This window comes from Rhizobium sp. R86522, from assembly GCF_042466255.1.
Taxonomy (GTDB): domain Bacteria; phylum Pseudomonadota; class Alphaproteobacteria; order Rhizobiales; family Rhizobiaceae; genus Allorhizobium.
In genome coordinates this window covers 39,857-58,797 of record NZ_JAXHBX010000002.1, presented here as the reverse complement: position 1 = coordinate 58,797, position 18,941 = coordinate 39,857, and the positions used below count along the sequence as shown (strand labels likewise).

Annotated in this window: 16 protein-coding genes and 1 tRNA gene; 8 read left to right on the top strand and 9 right to left on the bottom strand. The window is 53.1% G+C overall.

Features of this window, described 5'->3' with window-relative positions:
* Positions 1-117: 117 nt before the first annotated feature.
* Positions 118-1,220 (bottom strand): IS3 family transposase gene (locus SJY08_RS22520; RefSeq protein ID WP_377278862.1). Its coding sequence is split into 2 segments (ribosomal slippage): positions 118-959 and positions 959-1,220, totalling 1,104 coding nucleotides; the frame shifts between segments, so codons are not numbered across the junction.
* Between the two features lie 255 nt (positions 1,221-1,475).
* On the opposite strand from SJY08_RS22520, the gene rfbB reads away from it, so the two are divergent.
* From rfbB to SJY08_RS22480, 8 genes are all read left to right on the top strand, one after another.
* The gene (gene rfbB, locus SJY08_RS22515) at positions 1,476-2,546 is read left to right on the top strand and encodes a dTDP-glucose 4,6-dehydratase (protein WP_377278860.1); all 1,071 of its coding nucleotides are present in this window, start codon (positions 1,476-1,478) and stop codon (positions 2,544-2,546) included.
* The gene (rfbA, locus tag SJY08_RS22510) at positions 2,543-3,427 is read left to right on the top strand and encodes a glucose-1-phosphate thymidylyltransferase RfbA (RefSeq protein WP_377278858.1); all 885 of its coding nucleotides are present in this window, start codon (positions 2,543-2,545) and stop codon (positions 3,425-3,427) included. Before rfbB ends, rfbA begins: the two co-directional genes overlap by 4 nt.
* On the top strand, positions 3,415-4,212 hold the full coding sequence (locus SJY08_RS22505; protein WP_377278856.1) for an ABC transporter permease: 798 nt from the start codon (positions 3,415-3,417) through the stop codon (positions 4,210-4,212). The genes rfbA and SJY08_RS22505 overlap by 13 nt, the downstream gene beginning before the upstream one ends.
* 6 nt (positions 4,213-4,218) lie before the next feature.
* Complete coding sequence (locus SJY08_RS22500) at positions 4,219-4,968, top strand: ABC transporter ATP-binding protein (RefSeq protein ID WP_377278854.1); 750 nt, start codon at positions 4,219-4,221, stop codon at positions 4,966-4,968.
* Positions 4,969-5,041: 73 nt separating this feature from the next.
* Complete coding sequence (locus tag SJY08_RS22495; RefSeq protein ID WP_377278852.1) at positions 5,042-6,451, top strand: glycosyltransferase family 61 protein; 1,410 nt, start codon at positions 5,042-5,044, stop codon at positions 6,449-6,451.
* A 162-nt stretch (positions 6,452-6,613) separates the two neighbouring features.
* Positions 6,614-7,048, top strand: coding sequence for an FdtA/QdtA family cupin domain-containing protein (locus SJY08_RS22490; RefSeq protein WP_377278850.1), 435 nt, complete (start codon positions 6,614-6,616; stop codon positions 7,046-7,048).
* On the top strand, positions 7,029-8,132 hold the full coding sequence (locus SJY08_RS22485; protein ID WP_377278848.1) for a DegT/DnrJ/EryC1/StrS family aminotransferase: 1,104 nt from the start codon (positions 7,029-7,031) through the stop codon (positions 8,130-8,132). Before SJY08_RS22490 ends, SJY08_RS22485 begins: the two co-directional genes overlap by 20 nt.
* 135 nt (positions 8,133-8,267) lie before the next feature.
* Positions 8,268-8,813: a GNAT family N-acetyltransferase gene (locus tag SJY08_RS22480; protein ID WP_377278845.1), complete on the top strand. Its 546-nt coding sequence runs from the start codon at positions 8,268-8,270 to the stop codon at positions 8,811-8,813.
* A gap of 88 nt (positions 8,814-8,901) precedes the next feature.
* Here the strand turns inward: SJY08_RS22480 and SJY08_RS22475 are convergent.
* The 8 genes from SJY08_RS22475 to SJY08_RS22440 form a co-directional block, all read right to left on the bottom strand.
* Positions 8,902-10,004, bottom strand: a protein-coding gene (locus SJY08_RS22475) for an IS3 family transposase (RefSeq protein ID WP_377278843.1) whose coding sequence is annotated in 2 segments (ribosomal slippage) — positions 8,902-9,743 and positions 9,743-10,004 — 1,104 coding nt in all. Because the reading frame shifts where the segments join, the coding sequence is not laid out codon by codon here.
* Positions 10,005-10,051: 47 nt separating this feature from the next.
* Positions 10,052-10,852, bottom strand: a complete 801-nt coding sequence (locus SJY08_RS22470) for a glycosyltransferase family 2 protein (RefSeq protein WP_377278841.1) — start codon at positions 10,850-10,852, stop codon at positions 10,052-10,054.
* Between the two features lie 11 nt (positions 10,853-10,863).
* Positions 10,864-11,742 (bottom strand): dTDP-4-dehydrorhamnose reductase, encoded by an 879-nt coding sequence (rfbD, locus tag SJY08_RS22465; protein WP_377278838.1) that lies wholly within the window; start codon positions 11,740-11,742, stop codon positions 10,864-10,866.
* Positions 11,739-12,290: a dTDP-4-dehydrorhamnose 3,5-epimerase gene (gene rfbC, locus SJY08_RS22460; protein WP_377278836.1), complete on the bottom strand. Its 552-nt coding sequence runs from the start codon at positions 12,288-12,290 to the stop codon at positions 11,739-11,741. Before rfbC ends, rfbD begins: the two co-directional genes overlap by 4 nt.
* Positions 12,287-13,789 carry a hypothetical protein gene (locus SJY08_RS22455; protein ID WP_377278834.1) on the bottom strand — a complete coding sequence of 501 codons (1,503 nt, stop codon included), beginning with the start codon at positions 13,787-13,789 and terminating at the stop codon, positions 12,287-12,289. The genes rfbC and SJY08_RS22455 overlap by 4 nt, the downstream gene beginning before the upstream one ends.
* 412 nt (positions 13,790-14,201) lie before the next feature.
* Positions 14,202-14,291 (bottom strand) — tRNA-Ser (locus SJY08_RS22450).
* A gap of 1,400 nt (positions 14,292-15,691) precedes the next feature.
* A protein-coding gene (locus tag SJY08_RS22445; protein ID WP_377278832.1) for an IS3 family transposase occupies positions 15,692-16,791 on the bottom strand; the annotation gives its coding sequence in 2 pieces (ribosomal slippage) (positions 15,692-16,539 and positions 16,539-16,791; 1,101 coding nt in all).
* A 695-nt stretch (positions 16,792-17,486) separates the two neighbouring features.
* Positions 17,487-18,839 carry a TolC family outer membrane protein gene (locus SJY08_RS22440; RefSeq protein WP_377278830.1) on the bottom strand — a complete coding sequence of 451 codons (1,353 nt, stop codon included), beginning with the start codon at positions 18,837-18,839 and terminating at the stop codon, positions 17,487-17,489.
* Between the last annotated feature and the right edge of the window lie 102 nt (positions 18,840-18,941).

Genomic DNA, 18,941 nt, shown 5'->3' with positions numbered 1-18,941 from the left:
AAGTCTTAGGTTTTCTGCTCTGGGACCGAACCCCGGACCGCCGGGAATTAGAGCTTCACGGCTCTTGCTCTGGGACCAAACCTTGGACCGCCGGAAGCTGGAGTTTTCCGGTTCTGATCACGATGGCTGGCTGGTGGCGCCACCGGGATTATGCAGAGCGATCGGGACGTTATATCCGATCGCCGAGTGAGGACGTTCCTCGTTGTAGTATCGACGCCAAGTGTCCAACTTTTCGCGCGAATCCGCAAGGGTCAGGAACCAATGGGCGTTCAGGCACTCCGATCTCAGCTTGCTGTTGAAGGCCTCGATGAAGCCGTTGTCAGTTGGTTTGCCAGGCCTTGAGAAGTCCAGGGTGACGTTGTTGGCATAGGCCCACAGGTCAAGATCACGGGAGATGAACTCACTGCCATTGTCCACCCTGATCGTCTTCGGATAGCCGGTCTTCCGGCAGATGCCTTCTAGGGTCTGTACGACATCCTCGCCGCGATAGGTGAAGCGTGCGTCGGCGGCCGGGCAGTAGCGCGAGTGCGTGTCGACCACGGTCAGTATGCGCAGCTTCTTGCCGGTTGCGAGCTGGTCGTGAACGAAGTCCATTGCCCAGACATCGTTCGGCCCGACAGCCTCCTGGCGATCATCTCTGAGCTTTGCCTTCACCCGGCGCTTCGGATGCTTGTTGCGCAGTTGAAGCCCTAACTCGCTGTAAATCCTGCGTGTCTTCTTCATGTTGATCTTCCAACCATCGCGGCGCAAATGCACATGGACGCGGCGGTAGCCATACCGCACGCGTGTCTCGCAAATCTCCTTGATGCGTCGTTCCAGTGGGGCCTGTCCGGTGCGGCGGGATTTATAGTGGTAGGTCGATGTATCGAACTTCAGGACCTTGCAGGCCCGTCGGATCGATATGCCCCAGTCCACCAGCATCCCATCGATTAGCTGGCGCTTCCGAACAGGCCTCAGAGCTTTCGGCGGATCACGTCCTGGAGCATCTCCCGGTCCAGCGTCAGGTCGGCGACGATCTTCTTCAGCCTGGAATTCTCATCCTCCAGAGCCTTCAATCGACGCATCTCATCGGGCAGCAGACCCGCATACTTCTTACGCCAATTGAAATAGGTCGCCTGGCTGATCCCTGCCTTCCGGCAGATCTCTGCCACCGGCACACCATCATCGCCCTGCTTCAAAATGAACGCCTTCTGGGCGTCCGAAAACTTCGATGCCTTCATGCTTCCGTTCCTTTTCCCAGCCGGGAAGTTATCGCGGAAAACTCCAGTTATGAACGGTCCAGTTTTTGGGGATCAGAGCACCACAGCTGCATGTTGTCTCTCGGCTAGTTTGACCTGACGACTGACATGCTGTATGGCGCGTTTAGTACTGCTCTTGCCTGCTTGATACGAGGTTTGCAGACAAAATCAGCCTACTATCACGATGCAACGTTCTACTAACGTTCAGACATCGTCACCTGCTAGAGAGACGAAAATATGACAATCTTCGTAACCGGCGGCGCCGGTTTTATCGGAAGCAACTTTGTGATCGATTGGACCGCCGCCAGCAGCGAACCCGTTGTGAACCTCGATAAACTGACTTATGCAGGCAACCTGCAAAACTTATCGCAGATTGAGGGTCGTGGCAGACATATATTTGTGAAGGGCGATATATGCGACAACGAGTTGCTAGCTTGTATACTGCAGGAATATAAGCCACGCGCGATAGTGAATTTTGCAGCTGAATCACACGTAGACCGCTCCATAGAAGGACCGTCCGAATTTATCGAGACGAACGTTGTCGGTACATTCAAGCTGCTTGAAGCAGCGAAGAATTATTTCAACGGCCTACCGGATGTCGAAAAAGAACGTTTCCGTTTTCTGCACATTTCAACCGACGAAGTTTATGGCTCCCTTTCTAGTTCAGAGCCAGCCTTCCAGGAAAACAACAGATATGAACCGAATAGCCCCTATTCAGCAAGCAAAGCTGCATCAGACCATCTCGTTCGTGCTTATCACAGCACTTACGGCCTCCCAACGTTGACGACAAATTGTTCAAACAACTACGGGCCGTATCAATTCCCAGAGAAGCTGATTCCTCTCTGTATCCACAACGCTTTGTCGGGAAAAAAGCTTCCCATTTACGGAGACGGCCAACAGATTCGCGACTGGCTGTATGTAACAGATCATTGCACAGCAATTCGCCGTGTGCTTGAGTCGGGCCGTTTGGGTGAGACTTACAACATAGGTGGCTGGAATGAAAAGGCGAACCTTGATGTCGTAAAAGCGTTGTGCGTCATCCTTGATGAGTTGAGACCTTTGAACACTGGCTCATACGAAGACCAGATTACCTTCGTTCCAGACCGTCCCGGGCATGACCGCCGCTATGCAATCGATGCCTCAAAGATAGAGCGAGATCTTGGATGGAAGCCCGTTGAAACTTTTGAGTCGGGACTGCGGAAAACTGCGGAATGGTATCTTGCGAACATGCAATGGACGGCAGCCATAACAAGTGGCGAATATCGCCAGTGGGTTGAAACGCAATACAGAGGGGGGCATCTCGGGTGACCCGAAAAGGAATTATCTTGGCGGGCGGCTCAGGTACGCGCCTTTACCCCGCCACAATTTCCGTGAGCAAGCAATTGCTGCCTGTTTTCGACAAGCCGATGATCTACTATCCACTGACAACGGTAATGCTTGCCGGTATACGTGAGATTTTGGTGATCTCGACCCCGCAGGACACTCCGAGATTTGAACAGCTGTTAGGCAACGGATCGCAGTGGGGTATAAACATCGAATATGCGGTGCAACCGTCGCCCGATGGACTCGCTCAAGCGTTCATTATCGGTGAGAATTTCATTGACGATAAACCGTCTTGCCTTGTCTTGGGTGACAATATTTTCCACGGACACAACCTGTCCGAATTGCTTTCTCGCGCTTCACAGGCACAAAAGGGAGCTACGATCTTTGGATACCGAGTTACGGATCCTGAGCGCTATGGTGTAGTTGAATTTGACCTAGATGGCAAAGCTACAGGTCTCGAAGAGAAGCCCAAGAACCCTCGTTCCAACTATGCTGTTACAGGCCTTTACTTCTACGACTCAAAAGTTGTCGAATACGCAAAATCTCTTAAGCCATCTCAAAGAGGAGAACTCGAAATAACCGACATCAACCGGTTGTACCTAGATGCCGGTGATCTAAACGTCGAGATCATTTCACGTGGGTATGCCTGGCTCGACACCGGCACCCATGATTCCCTGCTAGAAGCGAGCCAATTTATTGCTGCGCTCGAACATCGGCAGGGGCTAAAGGTGGCTTGCCCCGAAGAGATTGCTTTCAAGAACAACTGGATAGATCGGGAACAACTTCTGAGACTGGCTGCTCCTCTTGCCAAGAACGCTTATGGCCAATATCTCGTCAACATAGCCAATGAGAAGTGGCACCGTTGACTACTAGATTCACAAACGCGATACTAGAGGCATATAGCGCGCGTAGCGTGATCAAGAAACTGATCGCGCAACAGTTGATACTTCGTTACCGAAGGACGTTTCTGGGTTACTTATGGACCCTAGTCAGCCCTCTTCTGATGATGTCAGTAATGGCTGCGGTGTTCGCGACACTTCTGAAATCGGACCTTAACGACTTTGTAATATTCCTCTTCGCCGCAATGATCCCCTGGAACTTTTTCAGCGCACTAACGACTCAGGCGGGAGGTTGCTTCATCAACAATGAAGGGTTGATGAAGAAGATTTATATTCCAAAACTTGTATTCCCAATCAGCTTGGCTGTGGCTTTACTAATCGACAGCCTACTATCATTCGTAGCTTTGTTTGTCATAATGCTAGCTTTAGGGGCAGAGATATCTGTTGCCCTGCCCTTCATAGTAGTATCGTACTGCCTGCTTTTCGCGTTCGCATTTGGCTCTGGGCTGATCATGTCGGTAGCAACCGTTTTCTTCAGGGATCTTCAGCACGTTACCCAGATCGCCATGCAAGGGCTTTTCTTTCTGTCACCCATTTTGTACAAGGTCGACTCACTCGACGGGAATATAGGTCTGCTTGTTAAGCTGAACCCGATAGTACCATTTATTGAATTATTTCGAATTCCTCTTTACTACGGAACTCTTCCTCCGATTCAAGTTATCCTCTCCGCCCTCACTCTCGCTGTCGTGTCGATCACGGCGGGGTTCATCGTTTTCATGATGAACGAGAAAAAAATTGTGTTCAGGCTCTGAAACTCCATGTCAGTAATTGAAGCAAAGAACCTGTCCGTCAAATTTCTTGTATATCACGACACCTCACCCTCGCTCAAAGCCTATTTCGCGGGATTGTTTAGCCGCTCCAGCGCCAAAACTGTATCTGATTTTTGGGCAGTTCGAGACGTCAGCTTCACGATCAAGGCAGGAGACCGCGTCGGAATTGTGGGGCACAACGGCGCAGGAAAAAGTACGCTGCTGAAGGCATTATGCCGCGTATACGAACCGACCGCAGGAACCTTAAGCGTCAACGGAAAAATTGCACCGCTTCTTGAAATCGGCGCCGGGTTTCATCCTGAATTTACAGGACGCGAGAATATTTTCTTAAACGGAGCTATACTTGGTTATAGCGAAAGCCAGCTAAAGGCCATTGAACCAGAGGTTGTTGCTTTTTCGGAACTTGAGCAATTTATCGACACCCCTGTAAAATATTATTCTACCGGAATGTACATGCGGCTGGCATTTTCGTTAGCGACGGCCATGCACCCCGACATTCTTATACTCGACGAGATATTTGCCGGCGGTGACGCTGCTTTCATGGAAAAAGCGCGCGCACGGATGACAGACCTGATCGACAAGGCGAATATAATGATAATGGTGTCTCACGATCATAATTTGGTCGAGAGTTTGTGCAATCGCGTATTGTGGATGGATCATGGGCGCCTAATTGCAGATGGTGAACCTGCAGATGTAATTGGGCGGTATGTTTCGAGTCAAAAGCGGGCTGGACAGTAATCCTTTGTCTATGACCATAGGGGTTGAACGGACGCGTCACTTGACCCTGTAAACTTCCCTAGAATAGAGTACCATGAGAAAAACAACGGCAAATTTACAAATTGTCACTGTTCCCGGAAGAAGTGAAAAAGAGCAGGGAAAAAACCGGCTTATACTCCATACGAAATTATTTATCGTCGGGGTGTATCGGCGATATTTAAAAAAGATTCCCCCAGTCCGGTACGTCGCAATTCGAATCTGGAAGGTGGGATATCCGGCCTATCTGAGGGCCACGACACTACTTAGTTTTGATCGGGAAATTGCGAAATGGCGCCCTTTAGTTTCGTTCTCCCAATACCAAGAGCCGCAGGCCTTAGCCTCAGTGAAGCTCCTAGACGCCGTCTCAGTTAAGACGGACGTGCCAACCGTATTGCCGGTGAAGGACCAACATTTTGTCAGTCGACAAGAGGGATACGATATACCTGACGTTACGGTGAGAGTAATGGATCAGGGAACGATCAGTGGGGGAACCAACCTGCTACAGTTTGCCAATAAGGTTGTCTGTCACGACCTTTTCGATTTGAAGCGCGACTACACCAGCGAAGAGCTTCATGGTCGCGCACTGATATCAGTGCGCAAGTCAAAGTTGCGCTTTAGGAGCAGGGACTTAACTCCGCTGCGCCTCCCCGAGGCAGCGCCATTTGTGGATGCGTGCGCGCCCAATTACGCGCACTGGCTCACGGAAGTACTCCCACGGTTGGCTCTTTTTTGCACCAACCGGCATTTCTCCGGCATACCGATCGTCATCGACAGTGGGCTACATGATAACATACTCGAGTCTATAGCCTTTTTTACCGCGGAAAGTCGTGAGATTTATGCGCTACCCATTGGGCGCTCAATCACGGCTGAAAAGGTATACGTGACCTCAGCAACCGGGTATGTGCCGTTCGAGCGAAGAAGCGGGAGCGGAGCGCATGGTCATTCTCAAGGTCGTTTTCATCCAGCGGCATTCGCCCTCATTCGCAACGTTGTCATCCCAGTAGCCGTCTCCGAAACTACTACGCAGGAATTTTCAAAGATCTATATTCGTCGAAACTCGGGAACCAGAAGAGTTTTAAACTCATCAGAACTTGAGCAAGCGCTGGTGGAGCGTGGATACGCCATCATCGAACCGGAGAAACTGAATTTCATCGACCAAGTTAAAATTTTCGCTAGAGCCAAAACGATAGTCGGCTCATCTGGGGCTGCTCTTGCGAACATAATCTTCGCCAACACTTCTGCAAATATATATATTATGATCGGCCGCCATCAGGGCACTAGCTTTTGGTACTGGCAGAACATAGCTACTGCTGTGGGTTGCGGCGTGAATTATGTGTTCGGAGAAATTGAAGCGACAGCTGGCGCCGCCATCCACGCGGATTTTCGTATTGACATCCCGCAGTTCCTGAGCGAACTCGACCTTCACGATGCAGCAAGCGCTGCAGCGTCTCCTAGTTCACTGTAACGCAACCCGCTCGGACGTGTATGCCAAGACCGTAGCGTCATCAGGTTCTCTCATGCGGCAGGATGTGAACCAATTAACAGCGCCCAGCCGAATCGCATACATGTCCTTAGGCAAGCTGATTTGAGCTGCATTGAGTTTTCAGACCTAGTTGGAAGGTTTAGAATGATATTGGACAATTGTAAGATAGTTGACTTACCACGTGTCACCGATCCTCGCGGCAATCTCACATTTGTGGAGGCCGGTCGACATATTCCGTTTGAGATCAAGCGCGTCTACTACCTTTATGATGTTCCCGGTGGCGCCGAGCGAGGCGGCCATGCTCACAAGGCGCTGCACCAGTTGATCATCGCCATGTCTGGTTCATTCGATATTCATTTGGACGATGGTTTCAGCAAGAAAACGGTGCACATGAACAGGAGCTACTACGGCCTCTACGTTTGCCCAATGATCTGGCGTGAAATAGACAACTTTTCATCAGGGGCGGTGTGCATGGTGTTGGCATCAGCATACTATGACGAGGATGATTACTACAGAAATTACGCCTCATTCCGCGAAGACATCGGCAAGGAGCCTGCACATGAAAATTCCGTTTCTTGACCTCGCTAGAATGCATCAGAGCATCCGTCCTGCCTTGGATGCGGCCTATTCGAGTGTCGTCGAATCCTCCTGGTATATCACAGGCTCTGAGCTTTCAGCTTTCGAGGCCGAATTTGCATCATATTCTCAGGTGGAGCACTGCATTGGAGTTGGAAATGGACTTGATGCACTGGAACTCATCCTGCGAGCTTACGGCATAGGCGTAGGCGACGAAGTAATCGTGCCTTCAAATACTTTTATTGCGACTTGGTTAGCTGTTTCACATTGCGGCGCAACGCCTGTCGCAGTTGAGCCCGACATGAACCACAATATCGATCCGACCAAGATCAAGGCGGCAATAACATCTCGGACCAAGGCAATCATGCCGGTTCATTTATACGGCCAGCCGGCAGATATGGATCCGATCAATGCCCTTGCTGTGGAACATGGGCTGGTAGTCGTGGAAGATGCCGCGCAGGCGCAGGGTGCGAGATACAAGGGTCGGAGGGTCGGTTCGCTGGGCCACGCTGCGGGGACCAGTTTCTACCCAGGAAAGAATCTAGGCGCCTTAGGCGACGGTGGCGCTGTGCTGACTAACGATGACGTGTTAGCAAGCAAAGTACGAGAGCTACGCAATTATGGTAGCACATTGAAATATAAGCATGACATCGTCGGATACAATAGTCGACTGGACGAGATGCAGGCAGCTTTTCTCCGAGCAAAGCTGAAAATGTTGGACACGTGGAACGAAGAGCGTCGCCAGATTGCTGCGCTTTACAGCGGACTGCTGTCTGACAGCGGCCTTACACTTCCGAATGTTCCAGACGACATGGAGCCCGTATGGCATCTATATGTAGTCGGCTGTGACAGGCGAGATGCACTTCAGGACTACCTCGCCAAGTCGGGCATCTCTACGGTCATTCACTATCCAATTCCACCCCACCGACAGCATTGTTACGCTGAGTATGCCACACAACCATTACCTCTCGCCGATCAGCTATCAGCGCAAGTCTTGAGTTTGCCTATGTATCCAGGACTTAACCCGTCTGAAATAGAATACGTTGCCGAGACGGTTCTGAACTTTAGGTCAGCATCCGCTACCTAAAGATAACAGTGCGCGTTCTGTAACCTTACCGTTTTGCGACTGGATCAGCCTCTGGAAGCTTGTGGAAATAGCGCGGCCACACGCTTAAACGAACGCTATCTGCAATTTCAAACGTACTATCTCGAGGATTTGTAAATGTCATCTCTCGCTTGGTTAAATGACCTGCAGCTAGGATCCATCAGGTTTACTCCCGTGCGTGAACATCACCGGCATTACATATATTCGCTCCGCGTTAATCCGAAATACAACACGCATCTCTCGCCTGCGCCTGCTTCCGCTGACAGCCAAGGTGCATGGATCAGCACATATACGGAGCGTGAAGCCGCTGGAACCGAGTACTACTTTCTTATCGAACGGATCGATGGCACAGCCTGCGGCACCGTAAGACTTTACGACTTTAAAGAGAATTCTTTCTGTTGGGGCAGCTGGATACTGGACGAAAACAAAACGAGATATGCTGCGATACAATCTGCGCTGCTTGTCTACGAAATTGGCTTCGATAAACTAGGCTTCGAGCAAAGTCATTTCGACGTCCGGCTCGAAAACACTCGTGTTATCGCTTTTCACGAAAGGATGGGCGCGATCAGAACACACAAGTCAACTGATGATCAATATATGATACTGACACGCGAGGCTTTCCAAAAAGAAAAACCAAAATTGCTCAACCTCTTGAAAGGCTGAAGTGGGTACCATTTAATGACTAACTAGGAAGGGGACTGCTCTGGGACCAAACCTTGGACCGCCGGAAGCTGGAGTTTTCCGGTTCTGATCACGATGGCTGGCTGGTGGCGCCACCGGGATTATGCAGAGCGATCGGGACGTTATATCCGATCGCCGAGTGAGGACGTTCCTCGTTGTAGTATCGACGCCAAGTGTCCAACTTTTCGCGCAAATCCGCAAGGGTCAGGAACCAATGGGCGTTCAGGCACTCCGATCTCAGCTTGCTGTTGAAGGCCTCGATGAAGCCGTTGTCAGTTGGTTTGCCAGGCCTTGAGAAGTCCAGGGTGACGTTGTTGGCATAGGCCCACAGGTCAAGATCACGGGAGATGAACTCACTGCCATTGTCCACCCTGATCGTCTTCGGATAGCCGGTCTTCCGGCAGATGCCTTCTAGGGTCTGTACGACATCCTCGCCGCGATAGGTGAAGCGTGCGTCGGCGGCCGGGCAGTAGCGCGAGTGCGTGTCGACCACGGTCAGTATGCGCAGCTTCTTGCCGGTTGCGAGCTGGTCGTGAACGAAGTCCATTGCCCAGACATCGTTCGGCCCGACAGCCTCCTGGCGATCATCTCTGAGCTTTGCCTTCACCCGGCGCTTCGGATGCTTGTTGCGCAGTTGAAGCCCTAACTCGCTGTAAATCCTGCGTGTCTTCTTCATGTTGATCTTCCAACCATCGCGGCGCAAATGCACATGGACGCGGCGGTAGCCATACCGCACGCGTGTCTCGCAAATCTCCTTGATGCGTCGTTCCAGTGGGGCCTGTCCGGTGCGGCGGGATTTATAGTGGTAGGTCGATGTATCGAACTTCAGGACCTTGCAGGCCCGTCGGATCGATATGCCCCAGTCCACCAGCATCCCATCGATTAGCTGGCGCTTCCGAACAGGCCTCAGAGCTTTCGGCGGATCACGTCCTGGAGCATCTCCCGGTCCAGCGTCAGGTCGGCGACGATCTTCTTCAGCCTGGAATTCTCATCCTCCAGAGCCTTCAATCGACGCATCTCATCGGGCAGCAGACCCGCATACTTCTTACGCCAATTGAAATAGGTCGCCTGGCTGATCCCTGCCTTCCGGCAGATCTCTGCCACCGGCACACCATCATCGCCCTGCTTCAAAATGAACGCCTTCTGGGCGTCCGAAAACTTCGATGCCTTCATGCTTCCGTTCCTTTTCCCAGCCGGGAAGTTATCGCGGAAAACTCCAGTTATGAACGGTCCAGTTTTTGGGGATCAGAGCATGACCATGGGCCCACTTTCGGCAGACGCCACTGGTATCGCAACAAAAATCGTAACATACTGGCGAGGTGCCAGGACAGAAACCGGAGTGACTTGTGGCTTTGCCGCTGAGCGTCGTGAATTACTGGCGTGCGTGGATCTAATACGATCCTCTTTTTCAGCTTCCACAGCCTGACGCAGATATCCATGTCTTCGTAGTAAAGAAAGTAATGCGCATCGAATCCACGAAGCGCACTAAACTCTTGGCTCTTGAACAACATGAACATACCTGCGACGCATTGCGGGCAAAAAGGCTTATCGCCGAAAACACGCAGCTCACGCCCGTCAGAAATGCCGACCAGCTTTGCCAGAATCCTACTTAGGGTTGGAAAGTGCCTAGCACTATCTTCAGTTTGTCCGTTCCGATTGACAATACGTGGTGCCACCATGGCACCGTCCCAACTCGTAATCGTCTCGAGGAGACACGGGAACGGATCCTCCAAAAACCCAATGTCCGGATTCAATACGCAGAAGTACTCGCTTTGACACTGCTTGAAAGCAGTGTTGTGGTTCTCACCAAAGCCAATGGGGACCGAGTTCCAAATCTCAGTGACGCGACTGTCAGTCGGAACATGCGCTTCTTCTACAACATTGTGGGTGACAAGGATTCGCTCCACGAGTGGAAAGTTAAGCAGTTGGCGGACTAAGTTCCCAACCATCTCGCCGTGACGATGGCTGACAATCGAAACCGTCACACTATGGCCAGCCCGAACACGTACATCTGGTGCCATTTTAACATCCATTATTTAGTCTCTCCGATCGCATAGACCTCGTCGAGAGCTTCGCGCCAATCTGGCATCACAAAAGAGAACGCGCTTTCGAACTTCATGTTGGATAGTCTTGAGTTCAGTGGACGACGCGCCTCTGTTCTGTACTTTTCAGAGAGGATAGCTTTGAGTTCGGCTTTCGAACCCTGAAGGCGAGATCTGATTGCCGCGGCAAACCCATGCCAAGAGGTCTCCCCTGAACAGGTCACGTGGTAAGATCCCCAGAGTGGAGCTGTCACTTCATTAGGCGAAATTCCGCAATGAAGAATTGCATGCACTGTCGCCCGTGCCACAGATATCGCGCTCGTGGGCGCTCCAAGCTGATCACAAACGACGGGAATTTGATCACGTTCTGCAATGAGGCGCTCCATGGTGAGTAGGAAATTTGTCCTGCGCCGGCTGTAGATCCAAGAAGTCCGGAGTATTAGATGACGCTCTAGAAATTGCCGTACAGCGATCTCACCAGCAGCTTTACTGGCACCATAAACGTTGATGGGCGAAACCGGATCTGTCTCAAAATAGGGTGACGGCTTGGTCCCGTCGAAGACGTAATCCGTCGAGAAGTGAACGAGACGGGAGTTAAGCATATTGGCTATTCGAGCGATTACGCCAGGCAGCTCCGAGTTGACAGCAAAGGCTTCGTCTTTGTTTGCTTCCGCATCGTCAACTTTAGTATAGGCAGCTGCATTGATTATCCAGTCAGGCTGGATGCGCTCTGCCGCCTTTAGCAAATTATCAGGCTTGGCAGGTTCGACATGGGTCTTTTCAAGTACCGATAGATCGCAGACAAATGGTAACAGACGGCTCAATTCAAAGCCTATCTGGCCCGATGAACCAATCAGAAGGACCCTCATTCAAACAACTCCGCGAGTTCGAACGGATCACCAGCTGCGTCCTTGCTGGAAAGTATTGGCGTGTCACGCGCTTGCCAGTCAATATCCAGGACTGGGTCGTTCCAAACAATGCAGCGTTCATCTTTGGGCGAATAATAATCAGTCGTCTTGTAAGCGACCTCTGCGACCGGGGAACACACTAGGAAACCGTGGGCAAATCCAGGTGGTATCCACACTTGAAGCTTGTTTATGCCCGAGAGTTCAATACCGAACCATTTTCCAAATGTAGGCGACGACTTGCGCAAATCTACCGCGACGTCGAAGATTGTTCCTTTCAATGCTGTTACAATTTTCCCCTGCGGGCGAGACACTTGATAATGCAGACCGCGCAGCACATGCGCCTTGGAGACAGAGCGATTATCCTGAACAAAATGGAAATTAGCGCCGGTAAGTTGGGAGAACTCGCGTTCGTTCCAGCTTTCAAAAAAGCAACCTCTATTATCACGATACACGGTGGGAGCGATTACGCACATGTCCGCTAAGATGTTTTCTTGTTCTTGAATTTTCATGAACGGCGCCCTTTGCTAAAATTGCCAAAGCGACGAATTTTATGCACAGCGATAAAAACTAAGCTTCTAATTGATTTCAATGTTTTTATTACCTTCTTTCTCAGAACTCCTCGCAAGCTGGTCGAATTGCTTATCCATTGGGCCCATTCCTCCAAATCGAACTGCACCTGTTCGTCAACGGCAGCATCAGGCATGCTAGGTACGGAATTCTCATCCGCGAGACAGCCCGCGAGAACCTCTGCCTGATGATACCTTTTATAGTGCCGACGTGCATTGGCACCCTCACGCAGTAGAGCTTCACGATCAAGCGTCATACAAAACTGAATGAGATCATCATGACGATGCCAATTGAAAGCACCCGGATATCCTAAGCTCAATCCACTCAGTATAGGCGAATACATGTGACGGTGTAGCGCGACTGGTACTCCCGCCCCCATCGCCTCTATAAGCGTCAGGCCGCCGCCGTATGGAAACGAGGCAACATAAAGATCCACACCTTTCTCCACGAGCGCATCCCAAACACTCGGCACCCAAGGCACGTATTCAAAGCGCGTCGGGTCTACACGTAGTTTCTTGAGGTTGCGTCGAATCCTGTGGAGTGCCCACGGGGTGAGATGTCCGACATGAACATGCCTGCCACCGGTCTTGCTGAGGAGTTCGGGTATCACATCCGTGTAATCTACATAATAAGGTATCTCGATCTTGTTGAGGCGCGCAGCCGTACAAGTCGTCAGGAATCCATTTTCCATAAAGCTCGATCTGGTCGCCAGCCGATCTTCAACTATCAAAGGGACGTATTGACTGTCGATCTTCAGCTTTTCCCGGCAGTTGCAGTAACCCATCGGGTGAGGATCAATGTGCTGGACGCCAGATAAGAACACACCGAGGCACAGATGATGGTCTCCGTGATGATAAAACGAGATGGGAACATCACATCGACAAATTGCCGCTGCGACAGCAACACTGTCTTGGTGATGGTTGAACAGATAAACTCGCTTCGGCGCAAGTGCACGCAATTCACGGAGCAGCCACTGTAAACGCTGCAAATGAGTTGCACCAACAGCGACATCAAACGATACATTTGGCCCTGTCGACAAGTCAGCATTAACAGATGTTAATTCCGACGGACCTAGTAGCTCTGTTGACAGGATTACATGGTGTTGAAGCGGCTTCGCCTTAATGAAGTCTCGAATGACCTTTGTGTGACCGCCAGACACCTGAAGCTTAGTGACGATGTAGACGACACACCCAGTCTGAGCCCCCTTCTCAGTTTGAATATCATTATCGGAGTGCAGCGACTCTTCGGCAAGTATCCCAATCTCTCGACATTGAGCATCCAAACGTCGCGAACCCAAAAAAACGCCAACCAAGGCTGGTTCGTCAAGCGCAGCCTCAACAACATGGTGGATCAGTTCGAGAGCTTCGTTTAGCCTATTGTCTGCGATGTGAAGGTCCACACGCGTGGCAAGACTCTCAAAGCTTTCGTAGCTGCCAAACACAATAATTTCACCTTATGCCGGTGTCCGAGAGCCTAAACGCAACTGAGCCGCCATCGCTGACGAGCAAACCACACGTTCAAGATCATACATCACGTCAGTTTACGTTTATCTAGAATCGAATCATCGCTGACGTTAATACGGGATCCTATCAGATCACTCCATATGATCCGACTGCAATCGCGGTGTTCAGTGTGTAGCTAGCGCAAACCGCTTCTGAGCTGACATCAAACCCAGTTAGCTTTGACCAACGAAACCCGAAGGCACTTGCAGTGTCAGCTTCAAGCGCTGTCTAGAGCGAAACAGTGTATTACTGAGCTGTTTGTAGCCCTCGGCACTAGGTTCGGCTTAAGATCATCAACGATACCTAGCTAAGAATCTCTCACTAAGCCTATACGCTAAGTGGTAACTCAAGTGGCGGAGAGGGTGGGATTCGAACCCACGATACCCTTGCGAGTATGCCGCATTTCGAGTGCGGTGCTTTCGACCACTCAGCCACCTCTCCGGTCACATTGGTCGGCGCTCGGTGGCGCGGGCTGTCTCATAGCGGCAACTCACCCCCCATGCAAGAGCGAATGTGACTGTTTTTCAATTCCTTTTCCCAAACGCCGCACTATCAGCTCGCATGCTGCAAAAAAGGCCGACAGCCAGCCTCCAAGGCCCTGCTAACGGCTGCGTCCAGTACCTCAATTTATGGCTCACACGCAGGCAGACCCACCGCCCTGCGGGCGCAACAATCGCATAGCATCTCTCCCCGCCTCACCGGTCCGAAGCAGTCTTTGAATCACCGCAGCCTCATCAAACGGGCAGAACGCTAATGCAAAGCTGACGCACTTTCGCAGCCCCTGAAAACCGGCAAAGCCATCTGCGGTACAGTCTGCTCCCGCAAGCCCGCAATGCTGCGACAAGAACGAGCTTCCCCGCAGCAGGGACATCGACAACTGCTATTGCCCGTCAACCACGCTGCCTTCACCGGAGCCGCACACCATCTGCCTCACCAGGAGCAGCCCACCCATGAAGGCTCATCTGCACTCACCACGATCGGAGCAGATATGCCCTCCACTGGACACAGGGAGTGTCTGCCCGGCGTTTGAACGAGACACTCAAAAACAGATGCGGCACGAGAAACGAACACCGGACGGCTGATCATGGTCGCCGACCAGGTTCGAGAGGGCCGTGACAGTCCCATGGCTGTCGCAGATCAGTGCTTATCTGGTCTGCCAGATGTCGATTTCTGGCGTCGGACGTTCACAAGTCTCGCAGGTACAGGCAGCGAAGATCACCGGCTGTCGCGCTCGACGTCTTTCTCTCCCCGCCCGCTATGCGGCGCATCCCCATCATCTGTACAGCGCATCACCAAAGTTCGATGAGCCGCTGATATGCGCGAAGCCCTCGGTGCGACACAGACTGGAATCCTATGCAGGTCCTGCTCAGCGGTTGCCAGTTTGCCGCAGTTTCGAGCGGTATTGTGGAACATCACTGCTGAAGCAGACAATCTCACAGAGCGCCTGGCAACTGCGGGCCCAAAAATCAAGCCGAGGCGCACCTCACCATGGTGCGACAAAACCACCTCCAGCTGATCTCAACCTGTTGTCAGCTGACAACGAGGAACCATTGCAGACGGCCGGTGAGGAGCCGCTTACGCAAATCGAACTCTCTGCGTCTGACCCAAGGTTGGTTTCGCACGGATCAGCAGCCTTGAGAATGTACGCGCACACAACCGCAGCCACAGTCCGGATCAAAGCCGCGCTTGCGCCAGATCCGGGTCAGGCAATGAAGAACATCGGAGGCCTCAGCATAGCGCCGGGTTAAAGCCCGGGAGGCCGGGAATTCTCGTCACGTCAGGTGACCTGAGACCCAATTTCCCTCCAGTTTTCGAGAGAGTCTTGGGTTTTCAATCTGGCCTCATGCGGCCTGTTTTTCCATAGCCATTTTCATTGCGAACTCGCTGGGGGTGATGTTGCCCAGCGACGAGTGCGGTCTGTTCCTGTTGTAATCCTCCTTCCATGCGGTGATGGCTGCGCGGGCCTGGGTGAGTGACGAGAACAGGGTCTCGTTGAGGCACTCGTCGCGGAAGCTGCCGTTGAAGCTTTCGATGAAGCCGTTTTGCATCGGCTTGCCGGGGGCGATGTAGTGCCATTCGACCTTGGTCTCCTGGCACCATTTGAGGATGGCCATGCTGGTCATCTCCGTGCCGTTGTCCGAGACGATCGTCTTCGGCTTCCCCCGTCTGAGGATAAGGGTGTCCAGCTCGCGGGCAAGCCGAGCGCCCGACAGGGATGTGTCGGCGACCAGGCACAGGCATTCGCGTGTAAAGTCGTCAACGACGGCCAGAACACGAAAGCGGCGACCGTCGGTGAAGGCATCGCTGACGAAGTCCAGGCTCCAGCGCTCATTGGAGCGCGAGGGTAGGGCCAGAGGACGCCTTGTCCCCAAGGCCCGCTTTCGGCCGCCACGCTTGCGCACCGTCAGCTTCTCCTCCCGATAGAGACGTCGAAGCTTCTTCAGGTTCATGACGATCCCCTGCCGGTCGAGCATGACGTGGATGCGCCGGTAACCGAAGCGCCGCCGCTCGGATGCCACCCTCTTCATCGCCTCCCGAATGGCCGCATCGTCAGGTCGCACACTGCGATATCGCATGCTCGACCGATCAAACGATAGAACCTCGCACGCCCGACGCTGGCTCACTCCATGCTGCGCACAGACGTGAGCCACCGCATTCCGCTTCACATCGGGCGTCACCATTTTTTTGCAGTGACATCCTTCAGGATCGCATTGTCCAGCATGGCCTCGGCGAGCAGCTTCTTCAGTTTGGCATTCTCGTCCTCGAGCGCCTTCAGCTTGCGGGCATCCGACACGTCCATGCCGCCAAACTTCGCCTTGTATTTGTAGAAGGTTGCATCCGAGATGCCGTGCTTGCGGCAGACATCAACCGTCTTCGCGCCCGCCTCCTGCTCCTTCAATATCCCGATGATCTGTTCTTCCGTAAACCGTGAACGCTTCATCCGTCCGTCTCCTTGATGTGACGGACTCTACCAAATTCTGGAGGAAGGTCAGGGGCTCAGGTCACAGGGCCCGACCGAGGGAAGCCGCAGGAGCCTGAGCGGAGCGACCCTTCAGGGTCAGGCGGGACCGACTTCCCCCGGCCATGGCGTTCCGCATGAAAAGCCTGTGAGCTTGGCAGAATCCATAAGCGCCATCCCCCCCTCACCTGCCGGGCCGCCCAAGGCATCCTCGCAACGTCAATGATGCCAACGCGGGCGGCAGTTGGACCATCCTTGCTCCATCCAATGTCGAGCCCGATGTTCAGGTTGATGCCGCTCACTTCAGGACCACATCCCTGCCCGGCCGTTTTGCCGTCCATTCCGGTGCGGAATTAGTGACGAGACCAGATGACACGAACGAGATCAGCGAGAAACTGTCGTGACACGGATGAGCGACATTTTCGGTAAGCCCATCATTATTGAAGCCGCGCTGAAGTATCACTCGACTTAAGGGTGGCTTTGCCGCGTGAAGACGAGGCTCTTCTCAGCCCTCATATCTTTGTTCGTCACGTCTCAATTGTTGGCAAGCGGATTAACGCGCGGTCTCGCCGGCAAGAACTCGAACACATAGAGTTTTCGTGCGCCCAGCCGAATGACGCACGAGGGCCCGCCGGTTCGATCAACGAATTTAACATGTCATCCTATCGGATGGGCGTTTACTGGAGCGGCGCCAGGAGGTCCATCGGAATTCCCGCCTTTTGCCGCGGATCCCGCTCGACATAGGCCCCATTCGGGGTCGTCTTCACGGAGAATCCGTTACGCGCGTAAGCGTCGGTCTGGCCCAATGGCTTCGCATTCATGGTCTTCAGCAGGGAGACAGAAGCCGCCAGGATCTTGTACTCCGCAAACAGAGCCGCGACGCGGGCCGTCTCGGCGACGATGCTGGTGTTGAAACGGGTGTTCTGCGCGTCGAGAACATCCAGAAGCGAGCGCTGACCGATCTTGAACTGCTCACCGTAAGACGAGACGAGCTGGGCATTCTGCGAGGACTGCGAGTTCAGGATCTGGGAGAGCTCGCCGCGGCTGCGGCGCTCATTCCAAGCCGAACGCACAGACTCTTCGATCTCGCGATGAACCTGATCGGATGCATAGCGCTGTTCGCTGGCGCGGCGGATCTGCTCCTGCTCGCGGGCCTGATCGATACCACCGCGATAGAGGTTCCAGCGGGCGACCAGACGCACCTGAACGTCGTTGGTGTTGCCCTGGCTGGTGCCTACATCATTGCCGACGCTTGCACGACCTTCGAGATCGACGGTCGGGGCGTAATTGGAGCGGGCAGCGCGCACAGCGGCGTCGGCCGCATCGATATCGGCGCGGGCCGAATAGATGCGCGGATTGTTGGACTTTGCGGTTGCAATGGCGTCATCCAGCGTGCGCGGGATGAACTTGGCAACCGAGCCTGGAACCTTTGCATTCACGATCGGCTCACCCACCGTCTTCAAGAAGCGGATCTTGGTGAGTTCCAGCTCTTCCTGAGCTTCACGCAGGCGGGCCTGGGCAGCCGCGAGACGCTCACGCCCCTGGACCGCATCGACTTCCGTCAGCGCCCCACCCGAGATACCCTGATTGATGTCAGAGAGAATGCCATTGTGGAAGGAGACGTTCTGCTGTGCGACACCGACGATCTTGGCCTGCAGAATATGCTCAAGGTAGTCTTGAACGACCTGCAAGGCGATCGTTTCCGAACGCTCCAGAACACGGAAGGACGCACCATCGACGCGCGAGGCCTGCTGATCGACCTGGGCCCGGCGGCCGCCGCCATCCAGGAGCCGCTGAGTGACCGTGAGGCCGACTTCTGAGGAATTAAAATCCTCGGAGTCCCGCGTCAGGGTTCCCGTGCTGTCGTTCGAGAGCCGGCGCTTTCCCACGCTTGCCTCGAGATCGATCGACGGGAGGTAAAGACCGCGCGCCTGGCGCAGTTCGAACTCGACCGCCTCACGGTTCTGAACCGCCTGGGAAATCTGCGGATTGGTCGTCAGAGCCTTTTGAATGGCCTCCTGAAGCGACATGGCGCTCGCAGGTGCAACAGACGCAATGGCAAACGCTGCCGAGGTGTACAAGGCTGCGAATAAAGTCTTTTTGGTAAACAAAGGTCTGCCCCTACCCAATTC